Source organism: Leptospira weilii (genome assembly GCF_006874765.1).
GTDB lineage: Bacteria > Spirochaetota > Leptospiria > Leptospirales > Leptospiraceae > Leptospira > Leptospira weilii.
The window spans coordinates 2,195,001-2,213,148 of record NZ_CP040840.1 but is presented as its reverse complement, the minus strand read 5'-3'; the positions used below and the strand labels follow the sequence as shown (position 1 = coordinate 2,213,148).

Genomic DNA, 18,148 nt, shown 5'->3' with positions numbered 1-18,148 from the left:
TGGCGTTATTCCAAAAAATAAACCGATTTATAAGATAAGTATCGGATCGAAAGCGCAATGGGATAGTTCGTATCCGAGGCATTCGTGAAAACGTTTCGAAGCCGAAATCAACTTTCCCATGCCCGACCCATTTGCGCCCGGTGTCTCATCGGAGAACTTGACAACTTTGAATTCATATCAGGCTAAATAACTCATAGTTAGAACACAAATGCCTGATTTTTTTTTCGGTGTAGATTGAAATTTCCCTTTCACTGATAGACTGCACAAGTCTCACATTCTCTAAATCGGAGAGACCTCTTTAAAAACAAAAAGCTCCCGCATCTTCGAAGACAAAGAACAAATACTATTGTACCGAATTTTAAGAACCGGCCTTCGTTTCTTTCAAATTCGAATTGAATTTTATACTGAAAGCAAAAACTTGAACTTTCGGTAGGATTGACTTTTTAAACCGAATTACAAATTGCTTTTCGATTTAGTAAATTGAAATCCATCCTATAAAATTCCAAATTTACAATTGCACCATTCTATAATCTTAAAAGTTTCTAAAAAAATCCAAATTCGTAAATCCAGTATAACACCCGTATGTTTGTCATGAAAATATCCCATTTTGGTATATTCCGTTCCAGGATGTAGAATTACTGCGTTTTGTTTAAGTCCCTTCATTCACGCGAAGCGAAGATTTTTTGCAAAAATCTAATCGCTGCCAGAAAAAACGCAGACCTCACCCAGCTTGAGATTGCAAAACGTTTGGGTGAACCTCAGTCTTATATTTCGAAAATCGAATCCGGTGAAAGGCGACTCGACGTTATCGAATTCTGGAGAATCTATAAAATTCTCGGTAAATCCTTCGAGTTTTACTTTCAATTTGATGAAAAGCCGGAAGGTTCCGATAAAAGATCTAAAACTCTCAAAGCGGCCAGTAGTAAGCGCAAAAAAAAGCGCCCTAAGTTCTAAATCTACGTTCTCGTCGTAAAGAAATGATTTATTTTTCTTCGTAATGGGTAAGCGTTAGGCGAGAATTTTAGAATGCGGTAAAATCGCCGCTGGGCCGGAATCTAAACAGGCGGCGAAATCTGACAAAACCTATTTTTTCTTAGGCTTTTTTACCTTTGCGGACTTGGCTTTTTTTTCATTCTTTTCGTTACGAGTCTGGCTCACAGATTCTTCTTCGTAATCAATCGTAGAATAAATTTCATCCGGATGAGGTGAGGCATAATCCCCGCTGCTTAAACCCTTGGAAGCAAAATTCGAACCTTTTTTCAGATCCTCTTCGGTTCCCATGATGAGAATGTAAAGACTAGGCATCACGGTTAGGACCAAGAACAACGCGGACGCAAGCCCTCCGACCATCACGGTGGCGAGAGGTCTTTGTACGTCCGAGCCGACCCCGGAAGCCATCGTCGCGGGAATTAGCCCCAACAATGCGAGCAGCATCGTCATCAAACGAGGCCTGAGCTGAGTCACAGCGGAAAGAATCGCGGATTCCCGGACCGACATCATGATATCGTCGTGACGCAGGTGATTCGCTTTCGATACGAAAAGGATCCCCGCCATCGTCGCGATCCCGAAAAGTGAAATAAATCCCACACCGGCGGATACGTTGAAATAATATCCTCGAGCAAGTAGCGCGTAGATTCCTCCCAAGAGAGAAAGAGGAATACAAGAGAGCGCGACGATCACGGATCTCAAATCCCGGTAGAGCATAAACAGAAGTCCGAAGATGATTCCGATCGTTACGGGAATCACGATCGCGAGCTGCTTTCCAACCCGCGCGAGGTTTTCATACTGTCCCCCGTAGCGAACTTCAAATCCTTCGGGAATCTTCACTTCTTTCTTCACTCTTTCCTGGAGTTCGGAAACAAAACCGCCCTGATCTCTTCCGCGCACGTTCAAACGAACCGTAATCGTTCTTTTTCCGTCCTGTCTAAAAATCATCGTAGGAGAATCTTCCTGTGTAATGTCCGCCAACTCCGAAAGAGGAATTCTTTCCCCTTTGGGAGATATGATCGGGATGTTTGCGATCTCTCGTGCGGATTGACGATAGTCTTTCGCAAAACGAACCGCGATTCCGAATAACGCTCTTTCTTTCGGAGGAGTATCCATCGGACCTTCGTACAAATAACTGATCGGTTCCATACCGACCGCCGCCTCGATCACGTCTTGAATATCGCTGATATTGATTCCGTAACGCGCGGCCACCGCTCGTTTCAGGCGAATCACGAGCTGAGGAGCAGGACCTTCCTGTTCGATCCCGTACTCGCTCGCGCCTTTCATTTTGGAAACGATGTCCAGAATCTGTTGCGAGATATGCCGCATTTCCTTTAAGTCCTGACCCGAAACGAAAACCGCAAGGTCGGCGATCGTTCCCATAATCGCCTCGGATAGGTTGTCCATGATCGGCTGGGAAAAGCTCACCTTCACTCCGGGCAATCCCTCTTCGAGATCGTTTCGCATTCGAATGAGAAGTTGTTCTTTGGTGATCTTTTCGTGCCAGTTTTTATAATCTTTTAAACCGACATAGATTTCCAAACGGTTCGGAGGAAGCGGGTCCGTTCCGTCGTCGTTTCTCCCGTATTGGGAAAGAATCATATTGACTTGTTCGTTTTTGTAGATCATCCCTCGAATCTTGGGAATGAACTTCTTCGCTTCGGGAAGGGAAATCCCGACCGGAAAATACAAACGCAGTGTAAACCCGCCCTCGTCGAGAGAAGGAAGAAACTCCGTTCCGAGCGACATCATACCGACGATCAAAAGCCCCGTAACGCCGGTAAACGCGATCGTAACGACTCGTTTGGAACGATCCACAAGGTAGTGGACGATCTTTTCGTATTTTCGTTCCACCCATTCGTAAACGGGGTTATGCCATTCGATCGGTCCCGGATTTTTGGACTCGAAATATCTTCTGTAAAAATACGACATCAAAACGGGAACGACCGTCATCGTGAATAACAACGCACCGAAAATCGCAAAGGACAAAGTAAACGCCATCGGTTTAAAAAGACGTCCTTCGATTCGTTCAAAGGAAAAGATCGGAAGATAGGCAAGGATGATGATGAGAATCGCGAAGAGAACTTCCGTTCCGACTTCGGTCGCGCAGTCGTATGTGAAGCGGATGATTCCTTTTTGTTTTTCGGCGGGAGTCGCGTTCTTATAACGACGCATGATGTTTTCTACCATCACGACCGCGCTGTCCACGACGATCCCGAAGTCCACCGCGCCTAACGACAGAAGACTCGCCGAAATTCCGGAAGCGTTCATCATCGTAAACGAGAACAAAAGCGCGAACGGAATCGTCGCGACGACCACGATCGAAGCTCGCAAACTTCCGATAAAAAAGATCACGACCAAACTCACGACCGCGATCCCTTCGAGCAAGGTGGTTCCCACCGTTCTCAAAGTGTATTTTACGAGATCTCCCCGGTCGTATGTGTTCCGAAGTCTCGTTCCGTCCGGCATATAACGATCGTTGATCTCTTTAACTTTGGCTCGGACCCGATCCCCGAACGCGTTCGGTTCCACCCATCTTCTCATCGCGACCAGCCCCTGTACCGCGGAGTCCACGTCAATCAGACCTTCCTGGTCGTTTTGAACCGTATATCCCAAAACACCGCTCGGAATCGGATGCGAGATTTCCACGGAACCGATATCTCGTACGAATACGGGAACCCCGTTCACGGTTTTGACGACGATGTCTTCGATGTCTTCGGGAGTACGGATCGCACCCAAAGAACGGATCGGAAGCGATTGTTCCCCTTGTAAGAGAAAGTTACCGCCCGTGTTTAAGTTATTACTTTTGATCGCGTCGATCAGATCCCCGACGGTGACGTTATATCGAATCAGTTTTTCGGGAGAAGTCACCACGTGAAATTGTTTCGGCAAACCTCCGAACGTCACAACATCCGCGATTCCGGAAACCTGAAGCAGCTTGGGAATCACGATCCAATCCTGGATCGTTCTGAGTTCCATCGGAGTATGCGTTCCCGTAGCAGACTCGACCACGTAACGATACACCTCTCCCACGGGAGAACTCATCGGCGCGAGAGTCGGGGTCACCTCTTCCGGAATGACCGCGTCTCGGACCTTCTCCATCAAACGCATACGGGCGAAGTAATCGTCCGTTCCTTCTTCAAATACGAACTGAAACACGACAAGACCGTTGATGGTTCTGGATCTTCGTACGATCAAATTCGGAGTGGAATGAAGAACACGCTCGATCGGCATCGTTACCCGTTCTTCCACTTCCAAAGTTGCTTTTCCCGGAAACTTTGCGACCAGGCGAACCTGGGTATCCGCAATGTCCGAATATGCTTCTTTTCTAATATCGATCCAGGACCAAACCCCGACCGCTAAGAGTAGAATTGCTGCGGCTAACGTGAAAAAACGATACCGCAGCGCGGATTCAATGATTAAGTTTAGAATTTTCATGGATGTTATCTCGTATCAAACAAATAGCCGAGCTGAATGAGCAACTGAGGATTTTTATAATCCCCTTTGCCGATCCCACCTCCGACCTGGAGGAAAAAATTACCGAGCAAAAAGTCGTAGGTCAAACCCACGTATTGCTGATTCAAATGCACTTTTTGTCTGTCACGGCTTTCGTATTCGAGATATAAGGCCAAATCCGGATACTGCTCCGTAACGTAGGAGCGAATAATCAGGTCTTCGTAGGTAGGGTCTCTGTGGCTGTATCCCGGAAAGGAAGATCCGGACGGATAAGAATTCTGTCCTCCTCGGCCGATCTCCGGCTCGAACGGATCTACTTGAAACTTTCCGAATACAAGAGAAATGCTATGTGCGATCACGGGAGTTTTCCAAAAACTATAACCGATATCAACCTGACCTCCCCACCAATGAGAATTCCATTTTCCCCCGGAAGCACGCAGAACAACGTCTTTGTAATAATAACCGAGATTGAGATTGATACCTCCGGGAGAACCGATGCTTGCGCCGTATACAAGAAAGTTGGTCGATTGGCGTAGAGGTTTTCCTTTGAGAATATCCTCACCCGATTCTTCTTTGCCGATTCTGGTCTTTTTATCCGGATCTTCCGTCCATTCGGGGGAAGAATCGTCCTTGGAATTCGAGTTAGAGTTCGAATCGTATTTCGGATTCTGGCTCTGCGCCAAAACACCAACATTCAAAAATCCTAATATTATCAGAGTCTGTCCCAAAAGTAGGACAGACTCTTGCAGCTTAATCTTTTTGATATAGCAATATAAGAACCTGTCCCAAAACTGGGACAGAACCTTGCAGCTTAATCTTTCTGATAAAGCATAGAACTCAATGCCTTCGCTCTCTATCGGTCGCTCGGCAGGTTTTAGGACGAGCTGTAAGCTTTTAAGATGAGCCGTAAGTAGGACTAAGAATTTCAATTTTCTCATATTAAAAACCGAAACTCAACCCTTTCAAAAGGATGGAACCTTGAACGACCACTTTGTCGCCTTTGGACAACCCTTCGATTACATTTACACGATCCATGGTAGAAATACCTAAAGTCACTTCGCGTCTGACAAACTCGCGAGGAGATTCCTCCACAAAAACGTAATTTTGTCCTTCCACGGTGACGATCGCGTTGAAAGGAACGACGACCGTATTCCCCGCGGTGTCTTCGGGAAACTTCACGTTAGCGAACATTCCCGGTTTGAGTTTATATCCCGTGTTGGAAATCACGATACGAACCTTAACCGTTCTCGTCATAGGATCTACGTTGTCCCCGAGAGCTTCGGCGGTTCCGCTCCATTCTTCGTGCGGAAAAGAGGAGAATCGGACTTTGACCCGTTTCCCTTTTTTTAATTTGGAAAGCTGTGATTCGGGAACGTCACTGATGATCCAAGCACTCTGAGCGCTTGATTTTCCAAGCAGAGCCGGATTCAAACCGACCGCACGAAGTTTTCCTTCGTATTCCGCGAGTTCCGCCTGATCGTTGTTCTGCTGTGTTTCGGCCTCTATCAGATCCTTTTCAGTCGCCACTCTATGTTTGAACATGTCCTTGATCCGTTCGTAATTTTTGATCGAACGGGCGAGACTGTTTCGAGAGTGAACGTAACCCACGTAAAGATCGTTTAGATCCGAAGATTCGAAAAGAATGATTCTTTCTCCTCCGCTAACCGAAGGAGAAGTGGAAGCGATCAGACGAGCGGGAGCGTCCACGTTGATAAACTCTCCGTCCTTTCCGATCTCCTTCGTTTTGATGATTTCAAGACCAGGACTGTTTTCCTTGAATTCGATTTTTTCCCCGTTTTCTAAAATGATCGGCTTGCTCGGAGGAAGTTTCGTTTTCTTATCTCCTCGGCCGGATAAGGCCAAAATCGCGATGGAAACGATCGCGATGACAACGGCCGCCCCGGTGATTAAAAGTGTTCTTCTGGTAAAATGTATCTTCATGTCTGTTTCCTCACTTTTCTTCCGCGGCCGGTTGGGAAAGTTTCGGGATAAGAACTCCCTGCCCCACGGAGAAATTCACTCCTTCGATCGCGTCCATTCGATCGGTCTGCAGTTTTAGCATTTCCACGACGCTGGAACGATAAGTTTCAAAAAAATCCGTAAATTCCAATATTGTAATATAACGTTTTTCGTAACTGAGAATCATGTCTTTGGAAAGATCCGTGTATTCCTTCGTATATGTGTTTCTGAACTTTTTGTAGAGTTCGTCCTTGAGTCTCGCGGTTTCGATGGAAACGGCGACCTCGTTTTCCACTTCCAAAAGGGTGTTTTTGAGTTCCTGTTTTCTGGAGAGAATCGCTTTTTCCGAGGCTTTGATGTTTCCCTGGTTTCTGTCAAAGATCGGAATATTCAACTGAGCGGTGATCCCCCAATAATTTTGGAAGGCCGTCCCCCCTCTGTTGTACATCGGACCGAAAGCGAGATCGGGAATCGCGTTCGCGTGCTGCAATTCCAAGTTGGCTTCTTCGTATCGAAGCGCTTGGATCGCTTTTTTCAAATCCGGCCTTTTGTTACGGGCGAGTTCTAAGAGTTCGTCCCTTTTTAACTTTCCCGGTTCTAGATTGTCGAGCTGGTTCTCAACGATCATCGGAACGATTTTCACGTCCGCGCTTCGGAAAGAATCGTCATTTAATAAAACACGGAGATCGGCTTCTCTTTCCAAAATTCGAATATTCAATTCTTCTCTTTCTTTTTTAAGAAAGAAGTACAGCGCCTTCAGACGAAGCACTTCCGCTTGAAGAATCGCCCTTCTTTTATAACCCATTTCCGCGGAAGTAACCGTTCTTCCCAAGGCTTCCAAACTCTGATCGTAAAAGGAGATCGCTTGTCTATAGTAGTAGATCGCGTAGAAGAGTTTTCTGAGTTTGCTTACGAGTTCTCGGGCAAGATCATAAAACTCCTGTTCCCCCATTCTCGCGTTGAGCTCGGCGACGCGAACTCGTTTGCCGATCTTACCGCCGAGCAAAAACAACTGCTGGATCTGAACGACGGTTTGACCCGAACGGGTAAAATCGAAATAACGCTGTGTCGGTTCGGCGAAAATACTCTGATCGATGAATATGTTCGGGTTCGCATAGAGTCCGGCTTGTTCGATTCCGGCTTTGCGGGCGTCTATGTTAAAGCGCGAAGCAAGGAGAAGTAAGTTGTTTCTCCAGAGCTTCTCTTCCGCGGTTTTCAAATCCAAGGTTCTTTCTTTGTCGGGCGAAAACTCGGGAACCTCGCGTTGGATCGGATTCGGAGATTGGCTCGGAGATTCGGGAATGCCCAAGCCCGGATCGGATCCGGTCGAAGACGGGTTGTTTCCCTCCGACAGAATCGGAACCATCCATAAAAGAAGTAAAAACGTGAAAATCTTTCTCATAGGTTTCTCAAGAATGATTGTTTACTGGTCCAGTGTACAATTCTCCGCGTTTGCATTTATTTTTCCCTTTTTCTTTGCGTACGAATCCAATTCGTAACGAAAAAAATTATCTACATTTGAATTCCGGAAAGTATATAGTCCGGAAGAAAAAAATCAAACTGTCGGAGGCGGTAAATTCAGAAGGAGAGAAGATAATAAATAACTAAAATGGGTCTTAGGTGCGTTGAACTTTCCGGAAAAGAAACGAACTTCCGTTTTGGAAAGTTCGAAAAAACCGGAGAATACGAGATCTAAAAAGTCGTAACGTCCTCTCAGACAAACTGCAAGATCTCTAGCTTCGATACCGGATTGAATTTCGGAACGCGTTTTACGATGCGATTGATTTTGAATCTTTTTCGCAAGAGCGAAATGAATTTCTCCACCTCGAACGTCTAGAAATGCAAGATCAAAGGTTCCATCTTCCTCGCACGGCAATACGATTACCGCGGTCAGAACAAGAATCAGCAATCGATGGATCCAACGGACCTTCATTAAGCCCAAGATTCTAAAGTAAGATTATGCTTACAAACGTTTTTCGATTTTTAATATTTAAAAAGACGAATCCATCCAACTTTCGGGATTTTATAAGGCCTTCTCAAAAATCGATTACTTTGTCTTGGAAAGCCGTTTCGCGATATGATAAGCTATTTTTGAGATAAATTCTAATAAGTCGTCGTCACGGGGCTACATGCTCTACGCGCACTACCGTTCCATTTCGCATTAAAACCCTAATTTCCAAATCCGGTTTTGCGCCGGGCTTGTAACGGCTGATAGGCCTCGTATAAACAAACGCCTCGATGCTGTTGGTTCTAAATTGAATCCGATCAGGATTTCCTAAGAATTCCTTCACAAAAATTCTATTTTGTCCCTGCAATGTATCTTTGATCTCGGATCTCAATCTAAGATTCTTTTCGATTTCCGGATCCAAAACGACAGATTCAGCGATTTGAGTCCGGTTCGTTTCGATTTGAGAAGATTCCTCCGTTTTTTCAGAACCTATCAGTTGTTTGAGAACAAGTTTCTCGCACTTTTCCTTATCGCCGAATGTTTCCATACAATCGGCGTAGATCTGCTTCGCCGATCCTTTTTGGGGCGTAGTGGTACAGGAATTCAGAATTCCCGATCCGCAAACCAAAGCAAACGTAACAAAACGGAACTTCAGCGCTTCCGCCTCCGGCTCGTCTTTCTTTCGGTTCCTCCTCCGGAGCTGGTCGTAACAGTTACGGTCGCCCCGTTGGAACGAGAGCGGTTGGAAGTTCCACCCGAAAGCTCTTGAAATCCTCCGGTAACTTCTTGTCCTACTTTTTTATATTCCCGTCTCTCTTCCGGTAGTTTGGAATTTTCCGACACTTCCACACGGAAAAGAAAATTTACGACTTCGTTTTTCAGGTTCTCGATCGCGACATCGAACATTCTAAAACCTTGAAGTTTATATTCCACGAGAGGATTTCTTTCGCTATAACCTACGGTCCAGATTCCTTCTCTCAGGTGATCCATGGAGTAGAGATGTTCTTTCCAACGATGATCCAAGATATCTAAGAAAATATTTCTTTCTAGAAGTTTCCAAATATCCTTACCGATACTCTCGCCCCTACCTTCGTATTTCTGTTTCGCGGCCGCATTCACTTTTTCAAAAAGAGCAAGTTGAGGATTTTTGGTTTTTTTAAAATCTTCTTCGCTGATTTCTAAGTTCAGCTCCAAACCTTCCAGCCATTCTCTTAAAGACTCCAGATTCCAACCGGAAGGATTGTTTCCCTCGCAGTGGGCGACAATCTGGTTCTCCACCGCCTCTTCAATAAAACTCAAAATCAAAGAGGAGATATCCTCATTTTCGAGAACCTCGTTTCTCATTTTGTAAATCACGATTCGCTGGCGATTCATCACGTCGTCGTATTCGAGAAGATGTTTCCGGATATCGAAGTTATGCCCTTCCACTCTCTTTTGAGCGCGCGCGATCGCGTTACTCACCATTTTACTTTCTATCTCTTGTCCTTCCGGCATATTCGCCCATTTCATAAGTCCGGAGATTCGATCCGATCCGAAAATTCTCATAAGATCGTCTTGAAGAGATAAGTAAAAACGACTGGAACCAGGATCCCCTTGACGACCGGAACGGCCTCGAAGCTGATTATCGATCCGTCTCGCCTCGTGCCTCTCGGTTCCGAGGATATGAAGACCGCCCGCGGCCAAAACGTCTTCGTGATTTTTTTTCCAGATCTTGACGGACCCTAGAATTTCGGATGCGCGTTTTTGTTTCGCGGAAGAATTCATCTTCTGAATCAGCGACTCCGCATTGTCCAATTCCTGTTTTAAAATCGACTCCTTAAACTGTCTTACAAGATCGTCATCTTCCTTCCAGGTTTCGAGGTTCTCCTTATAAAGCTGCGCGCCCCCGAGAACGATATCGGTCCCCCTGCCCGCCATATTCGTTGCGATTGTAACCGCTCCCGGTTTTCCCGCATTGGCCACGATCTCCGCTTCCCGCTCGTGAAATTTCGCATTCAATACGCTGTGCTGAATTCCCGCGGATGAAAGCATTCTAGAAAGAACCTCCGATTTTTCAATGGAGATTGTTCCGACAAGAACCGGTTGTTTTTTGGATTGAAGTTCCCGAATTTCGGCAAGAATTGCGTCGAACTTTTCTTTTTCTGTTCTATATACGCGATCGGGGGAATCTTTTCTCCGAACCGAAACGTTAGGCGGAATTACAATCACATCTAAATTGTAGATTTTCCTAAATTCCTCCGCTTCGGTGTCGGCGGTTCCAGTCATGCCGGCAAGTTTGTCGTACATTCTAAAATAATTCTGGAACGTAATCGAAGCGAGAGTTTGGGATTCTTTTGCAATTGTAACACTTTCCTTGGCCTCGAGCGCTTGGTGAAGTCCGTCGGAATATCTCCTTCCCGCCATCAAACGTCCAGTAAATTCGTCTACTATGATAACCTCTCCGTTTTGAACGACGTAGTCCACGTCCTTCTGAAAGATTTTATGCGCTTTCAAAGCCTGGTGAACGTGATGTACGAGATCCACGTTTTCCGGAGCGTATAGATTTTCGATCCCTAGAATTTCCTCCACGTGAGAAACTCCCTTTTCGGAAAGAAGAACGTTACGCGCCTTTTCATCCACCTCGAAATCTTCGATTGCGATCAACTTGGGTATAATCTTATTGATACGAACGTATTTATCGGTGGTTTCGTCGGAAGAACCCGAAATGATCAGAGGAGTCCTCGCTTCGTCGATCAGAATCGAATCGACCTCGTCCACGATTGCGAAGAAATGGGATCTTTGAACTTTGTGATCCTTGTGGGAAACCATGTTGTCCCTTAGATAATCGAAACCGAATTCGTTGTTGGTTCCGTACGTAATATCCGCGGAATAAGCGATCTTTCTTTGCTCGTGATCCATATCGTGTTGAATCACCCCCACGGAAATCCCGAGGAAATCATAGATCGGTTTCATCCAATTCGCATCTCTCTTTGCGAGATAGTCGTTTACGGTGACTACATGAACCCCCTTGCCCGCTAGGGAATTGAGATAAACCGCGAGAGTGGAAGTCAAAGTCTTACCTTCCCCGGTTTTCATTTCGGCGATATTTCCTCTGTGGAGAGCGATTCCTCCCATCATTTGAACGTCGAAATGTCTCATTCCCATCGTTCGCAAGGAAACTTCCCTTACCGTCGCAAAGGCTTCGGGAAGAATCGAATCCAAAGATTCTCCCTGAGCGATCCTTTCGCGAAACCTTTGCGTTTGAGAAGAAAGCTGGGAATCATTCATCCGTTTCATCTCTTCTTCCAAAGAATTAATCTGTCCTACAATCGGGATGAGTTTCTTTAAGTCTCGTTCGAATTTACTTCCGAGGATCACCCGGAGAATGCTCTGAATCATATTCATTTTTCCGTATATTCTATCATTTGAATCATTTCTTTTAAGATTATCAAGTCCAAACCCAATCCGAAAGGAGTTCGCATAGAGTCCGCTCCAAATCTTAGAGACTCCCGAATTCCTCTAAGCTGAATCATTCGTTTCCGGCCGTAACGAAGTCGGGGCTTTGCGGAATGAGAACGGACCGATCTGTTGCGGAATCGGGTGTAAGATCGAGAATCGCCCCGAAAATTTTGCGCCCGACGCTCTCCATTTGAGACCTCAAAACCTCCGTTTCAGGTCCTGGAACCCAACCTCGGATAAAATCCGAATGTACCACGCGCCACACCTTGAGCATAGAAGCCGTAACTTCCATATGACACTGAATTCCGAAAATTCGATCCTGAAAGGAAAACATCTGATTGGAATACATCTCGCTCTTTAAAAGACGTTTTGCCCCTTGTGGAATCGAAAATATGTCTTCGTGAAGATGAAACGCGGGAAAGGAAGCGATTCCGTCGAACACAAGATGAGCGGGCTCCTGAACCTGAACGTCGTAAAAACCCACTTCCGGTCCTTTCTCACCCCGTCGGACTTCCCCGCCGAGCGCTTTGGAAATAATTTGTGCGCCGAGGCAAATTCCGATCACTTTACGATTAGGCATCGACGCCGCATAACGTATTAAATTTAGCCAAGGCTCGAAGAAAGGAACGAGTGCCGGATCCATAACGGACTGAGGTCCTCCGAGAAGAACGATCAAATCAAAAACCAAATGTGCGTCGGGAAACGGCCGTACCCTCGAATCGTATGCGTTGTGATAGGTGATTTTATAATTTCTTTCCTTTAAGGAATCGAGTAAAATACCGGGCCCCTCGCAATCCTTAAATCGAACGATCAAACTCCTCATGAAGATCCTGCCATCCTTTTGAAAAAAAGAATTTTTTGATCCGCGCTTAACCTTTGCAGGTTCGCCTCTTCGCTGATCGGTCCGATAAAATTGTAATAGAGTACGAAAGGTTTCGTTTTAAAAAGAAGGGTTTCAGGAGTCCCCGTAACGATAGAATCCGTTCTACTCACCCGAAACGGTTTTTTCATAAGAAGCGTCGGAACTTGGATTCCGTACTTACGAATCTCTTCCTTGACCAAAGGAATCCCCTGGGTCAACAGTTCCTCTTCCGACATCGTTTCCGCTTCATCGAAGAACAAAGTCGGATCCACCGCCATATAAAATTGAATCTTAGGATCTTTTTGCATATCCTGATAGAGATAGTTGAGAGCGGGAATTTCTTTGATACAAGGAACACAATTCGGTCCGTAAACGTTTAAGACCAACCGAGGCGCCTTGACTTCAGAAAGACGAACCAGCGTCCCGTCCAAAGTAATTCCCTGGAACTCCTGGATCCCCAGATTGGGTTGTTCCGACAACGCGCAATGAATCACCAATATGCAAAAAACAAAACAGAGAAGAATCCGATTCATCAAGTACGTATAACTTCCTGAGAAAAAAGAAGAAATAATACGGAAATGGGGTTCCGAGTTCATGGATAATACCAAAAGAAAGCCTAACAGATGGAAATTCAAGGAATAAAATCAAAGGTATCTTTCTATCGAATTATCTTTTTTCCACTCCCTTTCCCCGAAAACCGGTTCGAACGAAAGACGCTCTTCCTATTTTCTAAATAGACTTTCAAACTGAAAAACAAAGATAATTTTTTTCCATCATTTTTCCGGAGGAAGCACAATATAACTTAAATTGATCTTTGTCTTTTCCCCTCCTTCAAAAAAAGAGGAACTGAACTTGAACTCCACTTCCGCGGGAAAGATCATATTTGTATAAGGATAAGAACCGAGACGGTTTTCTTTTTTCAATTTGTCCTTAATGATAGAACCTAAATATTGAAACGAACCGATCCAGTCTTCCCCCATTTCAAACCCTTCCATCCTTTCCACGGTTCCGGAAAAATTCATGGTCGCATAGTAAGAATCCTGAATCGCCCTGGACTCGGAAGGAGTCAGCTTTCGATTGAACCGAATGAGAAAACCAGGAGTTTCTCTCGCATGAAAGTAAAGGTAGTTCGCAAACCTTTCCCAAGTATCCGGCTTTTTAATATGAGGAACTTCCACCTTATAGTGATGATCCTTTTCCACAGGCTCAAGGCACTCCCCGGCACGATTGAAATGATCGCAGAGGGTGACGGACGCTATTTCCAACTGTGCGGGAGCGCAGGTCCCCGAAAAAAGCGACAGGTAAAATACGAATGCAAAAGAAAGAATATTAGATTTTACTGATATTTTGAACATAAGACTCTCTCAAACTCGTAAAAAAATAGACCGCTTCCGGCGTTTTGAAAAAGGAAGGCGCCGTTTCAAGATAGACCATTTTTTGTTTTTGATAGTTGTAAACCGTTTCGGCATATACTCCGTTGAATAGATAAATCCTATGAAAATCGTCTTGAATACTCGAGATCACAACGGAATGGTTGCAAAGATACCCCGGGAAAATACGAACGCCCCTATCTTTTTCAATTGCGGCGTTTTGAATCGAAAGACATTCTTTTTGAATCGAAGGAAGTTCTTCCCTATGAATTCTTCTTTTGAAGGAAAGAATTTTAGTATGCCTTCCGGAAGACTGATTCCAAAGTTCCTCGTCCGCATCCTTCCAAGCAGGCATCGGGTTACTTTCATACAAAGTTGCGGAAAATTTTTTCTCGGTCTTTGTTTTGATGGAATAGAACATTTCCGCATCCTCGTAAACGACCACGATAAAAAAAGAAGCTCCGGGTGGTTTGGCCAATTTTCCCTTGGCAGGCGTATTCTTCTTTGAGGAATTCATCGATTCAAATCAGCTTCCAGAATTCGTTTTCGAATCGAAATAATCCAGAATTATTTTATTCAACCACCTTCCATCCGGAATTTCCGGGGTTGGATCCGTCAAAAATCCCACATGCCCGCCTTTGGGACTGAGAATGGTTTGGATTTGAGGAAGTTTATCCCAACGAATCGTTTCCCAATCGAATGGAGGAACGACAGGATCGTCTTCGGAATGAATTATGATTCCCGGATGACGGATGTTAGGAATGTATCGAATACTCGAGCAGTCTTGATAATACTCGGTCGCACCCTTGTATCCGAAAAACGGAGCGGTAACCTGATCGTCAAATTCGAAGAATGTTTTTACTCGAAACGCGTTTCTTTCCAGTTCGGGTGGAAGTTGAATGACTTTGTTTTTGATCTTTTTGCGAAACCCCGACACAAACCGATCCCTATAAAATCTTGCCTCTTTCGAATCAATAAAATCACAACCTTTGAAAAGATCCAAAGGAGGATTTGTGGAAGAAAAGACTTCCACTTTGTGATTTCTTTTTTCTCCGAGATACTTTAAAACGAGACTGGCCGAAAGGGAAAAGCCGGAAAGAAAAATCCTATGAGATAAATTCTTCCAAACGAAATCGATGACGTCCTGAAGGTCTTTCGTTTGACCGATGTTATACGTTCCCTTGGAAAACCCCTGCCCTCTCCCACAGTTTCTGAGATTCATTCGAACACACCCGTAACCTCTGAGCAAGGCGCTCTGTGCGAGGCTCACCAGATACGCACTGTCGGAAGTCCCCTCCATTCCGTGAATCATCACGAGATAGATTCCGTTCCAAACCGGACCCGAAGAAGAATAATGAGCGATCGGAGGATTGTGTTCGAGCCAAAGAGCATCTCCCGATCCGTCCGAAAGTTGTAAGAGGATATCCTCAAAATAAAACTTACTTCTGAGGCGGTTTTTTGGAGGAAAGAAAGTACTGTAAACGGTCTGAAGGTGTCCGTTTTTAAAAAATCGTTTCGGTTTGAAGGATTGGGAACTCATAAAAGACGCCTAATGTTCCGATTAGAGCCCCTGAAAAAATTCGTCCCAATCTTCCATCTGCTCTTTGTTGATACGAGAGTTTTTTTTCGCGAACTTATGAAGTCTTCTTAAAAAATCAGCTCCTCGTTTTACGATAGCCGGATCGTTCGGATGCATATCGGAAAGATAAAAATTTACGAACTCGTCGAGTTCGAAAGAACCTATGTCCTTCAAAAGAACTTTTTCCTGAGTCTCCTCCTCTCCTTCTAAGAATAAAAGGGAAGAGAATTCCAAAAAGAGTTCGCTTAAGTTTTGATCCTCTTCCGGATTTCTGCCTTTCTGATGCGGAGAAGCTAAAAATTCTTTTAAGAATTCCTCTAAGGATAACGTCTTAGACAAGGGAAAAAATTCCGATTAATTAAAATCGATTTTTGTAGCGAGTTTGTCTACGATTCCGTATCGGATCGCCTCTTCCGCGTCCATGTAGTAATCCCGATCCGTGTCTTCTTCCAATTTGGAAACCGGATGCCCACAAGCGTCCGCAAGAATCTGATTTAACTTCGCTTTTGTCTTGAGAATTTCTTCCGCGTGGATTTTTAAATCGGTAGCAGGGGCTACGATTTGTCCCCCGATACTCGGTTGGTGAATCATTACTTTTCCGTTCGGCCAAATGGAACGTTCCCCCTTTGTTCCCGCCGCAAGAAGGACCGAACCCATAGAAGCCGCCATTCCCATACAAACGGTATGAACGGGAGAAGAAATCATTTTGATCGTATCGAATACGGTCATTCCGGAAGTCACGACACCGCCGGGACTATTGATATAAAATGTGATCGTTTTTCCCGGATCTTTCATTTCCAGGTAGAGAAGCTTTCCGACCAAGTCTTTGGATGATTCGTCGGTTACCGGACCCCAAAGAAAAATCTTTCTGTGGTCGAGGAAATTTTTGGAAATTTTACTTCCTATGAGTTCTTCGAATACTTCCGTGACTTTTTCTATTTCTGGCATTCCTGAACCTTTCCTTTACTAGTTGGTAAAGTCCAGTTTCTTCTTCCTCATTTTTATGAAAACTCCAATACAAGTAAAACTAGAGAAGATTGCGTAGAAAATCCGAATAAAATGGATGGGCGGAACCGGAAATTGTTTTCCCGGACGAAACGCATTCAATCTGGAAGCCAGAACGGGTTTCAGTTCGTTGTTATCCGACGTTTCCCGAAATTTCACGATATGAGCGTTTTCACTCAAAAGATAAAATCTTCTGGCTTCTCTTTCAAGAGCCGCTTGATCGTTTTTTAAAATCTTCTGCTTTTCTTCCAATTGTCGATTTTCGTAGGTAAGCCTTTCCACATCCAACTGTAGAGAGGCAAGAGATTCCTCAAGTTGAGACCTTACGACGATTCCAGATTCACCCAGAACGATGAAATAGAAAAGTCCGCCAAGAAAGCAAGAAAACCAAAAGACTTTTGTCGGAAGAGTAGTCATCATTGATCCCGTCTCCTAAATTTCTTTTCCCTTTTCCCGAAATCGATTCATCACACAAGAACTCGAACCGAGTTCTTCGTTTTTATGTTCCGCGATCTTAGGACTTTTCAGTCCAAATGATCGAGAAGTTTGAAAACGAGGTATTTGAAAATATCGCATCGTTTTTATCGGAAACCATTCTTATAGATTATAAAAAGTTTCCCTACCTTTGTAAACCGCAGATTTTCCGAGTTCTTCTTCGATTCTCAGAAGTTCGTTGTATTTCGCGATTCGATCCGTTCTGGAAAGAGAACCTGTCTTGATCTGTCCCGCGTTAGTCGCAACCGCGATGTGAGAAATCGTAACGTCTTCCGTTTCCCCGCTTCTATGGCTCACAACGTTCGTGTATTTCGCCTTTTTCGCCATTTCAATCGACGCAAGAGTCTCAGAAAGGGAACCGATCTGATTTACTTTGATCAGAATCGAATTCCCGACTCCGGAAGCGATTCCCTTGGAGAGTTTCTCGATGTTCGTCACAAAAAGATCGTCTCCCACGAGCTGGATTTTCTTTCCCAACTTATCGGAAAGAAGTTTCCAACCGTCCCAGTCGTTTTCATCCAAGCCGTCTTCGATCGTAATGATCGGATATTTGGAAACCAAGTTCGCATAATAATCCACAAGTTCGGCGCTGGAGAATTCCTTATTATTTTCGGCACCGAGTACGTATTTCTTTTTGCTTTTGTCGTAAAACTCGGAAGAAGCCGCATCCAAACCCAATAAAACGTCTTTTTCCGGTTTATATCCTGCCTTTTCGATCGCCTGGAGAATGACTTCGATCGCTTCCACGTTGCTAGTCAAGTCAGGAGCAAAGCCGCCTTCGTCACCGACCGCGGTGTTCAATTTCTTACCTTTAAGGACCGACTTTAAAGAGTGGAATACTTCGGCCCCCATTCTAAGTCCTTCGCGAAAACTTTTGGCTCCCACAGGGAGAATCATAAATTCCTGAAAATCCACATTGTTGTCCGCGTGTGCCCCTCCGTTGATGATGTTCATCATAGGAACCGGAAGTTCACGGGCAAAGTTTCCGCCGATATAACGATATAAGGGAAGTTTAGAATGCGCAGCGGCGGCTTTCGCTACCGCAAGAG

At 44.8% G+C, this 18,148-nt stretch carries 17 protein-coding genes (1 of these 17 running past the window's edge); 1 reads left to right on the top strand and 16 read right to left on the bottom strand.

The features are described from left to right. Positions 1 to 645: 645 nt before the first annotated feature. Positions 646 to 954 (top strand): helix-turn-helix transcriptional regulator, encoded by a 309-nt coding sequence (locus FHG67_RS10565; RefSeq protein ID WP_004498303.1) that lies wholly within the window; start codon positions 646 to 648, stop codon positions 952 to 954. Positions 955 to 1,083: 129 nt separating this feature from the next. On the opposite strand, the gene FHG67_RS10560 is transcribed toward FHG67_RS10565, so the two are convergent. From FHG67_RS10560 to eno, 16 genes are all read right to left on the bottom strand, one after another. Next, entirely contained in the window at positions 1,084 to 4,425 is a 3,342-nt protein-coding gene (locus FHG67_RS10560) for an efflux RND transporter permease subunit (RefSeq protein ID WP_004498272.1), read from the bottom strand. 5 nt (positions 4,426 to 4,430) lie between these two features. Next, positions 4,431 to 5,171: a hypothetical protein gene (locus tag FHG67_RS10555; RefSeq protein WP_004498252.1), complete on the bottom strand. Its 741-nt coding sequence runs from the start codon at positions 5,169 to 5,171 to the stop codon at positions 4,431 to 4,433. 211 nt (positions 5,172 to 5,382) lie between these two features. Then, positions 5,383 to 6,384: an efflux RND transporter periplasmic adaptor subunit gene (locus tag FHG67_RS10550; protein WP_002630800.1), complete on the bottom strand. Its 1,002-nt coding sequence runs from the start codon at positions 6,382 to 6,384 to the stop codon at positions 5,383 to 5,385. 10 nt (positions 6,385 to 6,394) lie between these two features. Beyond that, complete coding sequence (locus FHG67_RS10545) at positions 6,395 to 7,804, bottom strand: TolC family protein (RefSeq protein WP_002630792.1); 1,410 nt, start codon at positions 7,802 to 7,804, stop codon at positions 6,395 to 6,397. 153 nt (positions 7,805 to 7,957) lie between these two features. Beyond that, positions 7,958 to 8,335, bottom strand: coding sequence for a hypothetical protein (locus FHG67_RS10540; RefSeq protein ID WP_004498304.1), 378 nt, complete (start codon positions 8,333 to 8,335; stop codon positions 7,958 to 7,960). A gap of 184 nt (positions 8,336 to 8,519) precedes the next feature. Beyond that, positions 8,520 to 8,978, bottom strand: coding sequence for a hypothetical protein (locus FHG67_RS10535; RefSeq protein WP_002630779.1), 459 nt, complete (start codon positions 8,976 to 8,978; stop codon positions 8,520 to 8,522). 23 nt (positions 8,979 to 9,001) lie between these two features. Continuing rightward, on the bottom strand, positions 9,002 to 11,728 hold the full coding sequence (secA, locus tag FHG67_RS10530) for a preprotein translocase subunit SecA (protein WP_004500401.1): 2,727 nt from the start codon (positions 11,726 to 11,728) through the stop codon (positions 9,002 to 9,004). 130 nt (positions 11,729 to 11,858) lie between these two features. Then, on the bottom strand, positions 11,859 to 12,611 hold the full coding sequence (locus FHG67_RS10525) for a type 1 glutamine amidotransferase (protein WP_004500377.1): 753 nt from the start codon (positions 12,609 to 12,611) through the stop codon (positions 11,859 to 11,861). Then, positions 12,608 to 13,246 (bottom strand): TlpA family protein disulfide reductase, encoded by a 639-nt coding sequence (locus tag FHG67_RS10520; RefSeq protein ID WP_036076110.1) that lies wholly within the window; start codon positions 13,244 to 13,246, stop codon positions 12,608 to 12,610. Before FHG67_RS10520 ends, FHG67_RS10525 begins: the two co-directional genes overlap by 4 nt. 177 nt (positions 13,247 to 13,423) lie before the next feature. Further along, complete coding sequence (gene lcpA, locus FHG67_RS10515) at positions 13,424 to 14,005, bottom strand: complement regulator-acquiring protein LcpA (RefSeq protein ID WP_002630789.1); 582 nt, start codon at positions 14,003 to 14,005, stop codon at positions 13,424 to 13,426. After that, entirely contained in the window at positions 13,980 to 14,537 is a 558-nt protein-coding gene (locus FHG67_RS10510) for a DUF4416 family protein (protein WP_002630776.1), read from the bottom strand. Before FHG67_RS10510 ends, lcpA begins: the two co-directional genes overlap by 26 nt. Positions 14,538 to 14,546: 9 nt before the next feature. Next, on the bottom strand, positions 14,547 to 15,560 hold the full coding sequence (locus FHG67_RS10505; protein WP_004498253.1) for a YheT family hydrolase: 1,014 nt from the start codon (positions 15,558 to 15,560) through the stop codon (positions 14,547 to 14,549). A gap of 21 nt (positions 15,561 to 15,581) precedes the next feature. Then, complete coding sequence (locus tag FHG67_RS10500) at positions 15,582 to 15,938, bottom strand: hypothetical protein (protein WP_004500434.1); 357 nt, start codon at positions 15,936 to 15,938, stop codon at positions 15,582 to 15,584. 15 nt (positions 15,939 to 15,953) lie between these two features. Beyond that, positions 15,954 to 16,547 (bottom strand): ATP-dependent Clp protease proteolytic subunit, encoded by a 594-nt coding sequence (locus tag FHG67_RS10495; protein ID WP_002630765.1) that lies wholly within the window; start codon positions 16,545 to 16,547, stop codon positions 15,954 to 15,956. An 18-nt stretch (positions 16,548 to 16,565) separates the two neighbouring features. Beyond that, positions 16,566 to 17,021, bottom strand: a complete 456-nt coding sequence (locus FHG67_RS10490; protein ID WP_016760389.1) for a septum formation initiator family protein — start codon at positions 17,019 to 17,021, stop codon at positions 16,566 to 16,568. Positions 17,022 to 17,201: 180 nt separating this feature from the next. Beyond that, a protein-coding gene (eno, locus tag FHG67_RS10485; protein WP_002630770.1) for a phosphopyruvate hydratase crosses the window boundary here: on the bottom strand, positions 17,202 to 18,148 show its 3' portion. The gene runs 352 nt beyond the window's last position; only the last 947 of its 1,299 coding nucleotides appear in the window; its start codon lies beyond the right edge, outside the window; it ends in the stop codon at positions 17,202 to 17,204.

Bases quoted from the DNA above. Each gene is read 5' to 3' on its own strand.
- FHG67_RS10560 (WP_004498272.1), bottom strand. From the start codon at position 4,425: ATGAAAATTCTAAACTTAATCATTGAATCCGCGCTGCGGTATCGTTTT.
- FHG67_RS10550 (WP_002630800.1), bottom strand. From the start codon at position 6,384: ATGAAGATACATTTTACCAGAAGAACACTTTTAATCACCGGGGCGGCC.
- FHG67_RS10545 (WP_002630792.1), bottom strand. From the start codon at position 7,804: ATGAGAAAGATTTTCACGTTTTTACTTCTTTTATGGATGGTTCCGATT.
- FHG67_RS10540 (WP_004498304.1), bottom strand. From the start codon at position 8,335: ATGAAGGTCCGTTGGATCCATCGATTGCTGATTCTTGTTCTGACCGCG.
- secA (WP_004500401.1), bottom strand. From the start codon at position 11,728: ATGATTCAGAGCATTCTCCGGGTGATCCTCGGAAGTAAATTCGAACGA.
- FHG67_RS10525 (WP_004500377.1), bottom strand. From the start codon at position 12,611: ATGAGGAGTTTGATCGTTCGATTTAAGGATTGCGAGGGGCCCGGTATT.
- FHG67_RS10520 (WP_036076110.1), bottom strand. From the start codon at position 13,246: ATGAACTCGGAACCCCATTTCCGTATTATTTCTTCTTTTTTCTCAGGA.
- lcpA (WP_002630789.1), bottom strand. From the start codon at position 14,005: ATGTTCAAAATATCAGTAAAATCTAATATTCTTTCTTTTGCATTCGTA.
- FHG67_RS10510 (WP_002630776.1), bottom strand. From the start codon at position 14,537: ATGAATTCCTCAAAGAAGAATACGCCTGCCAAGGGAAAATTGGCCAAA.
- FHG67_RS10505 (WP_004498253.1), bottom strand. From the start codon at position 15,560: ATGAGTTCCCAATCCTTCAAACCGAAACGATTTTTTAAAAACGGACAC.
- FHG67_RS10495 (WP_002630765.1), bottom strand. From the start codon at position 16,547: ATGCCAGAAATAGAAAAAGTCACGGAAGTATTCGAAGAACTCATAGGA.
- FHG67_RS10490 (WP_016760389.1), bottom strand. From the start codon at position 17,021: ATGACTACTCTTCCGACAAAAGTCTTTTGGTTTTCTTGCTTTCTTGGC.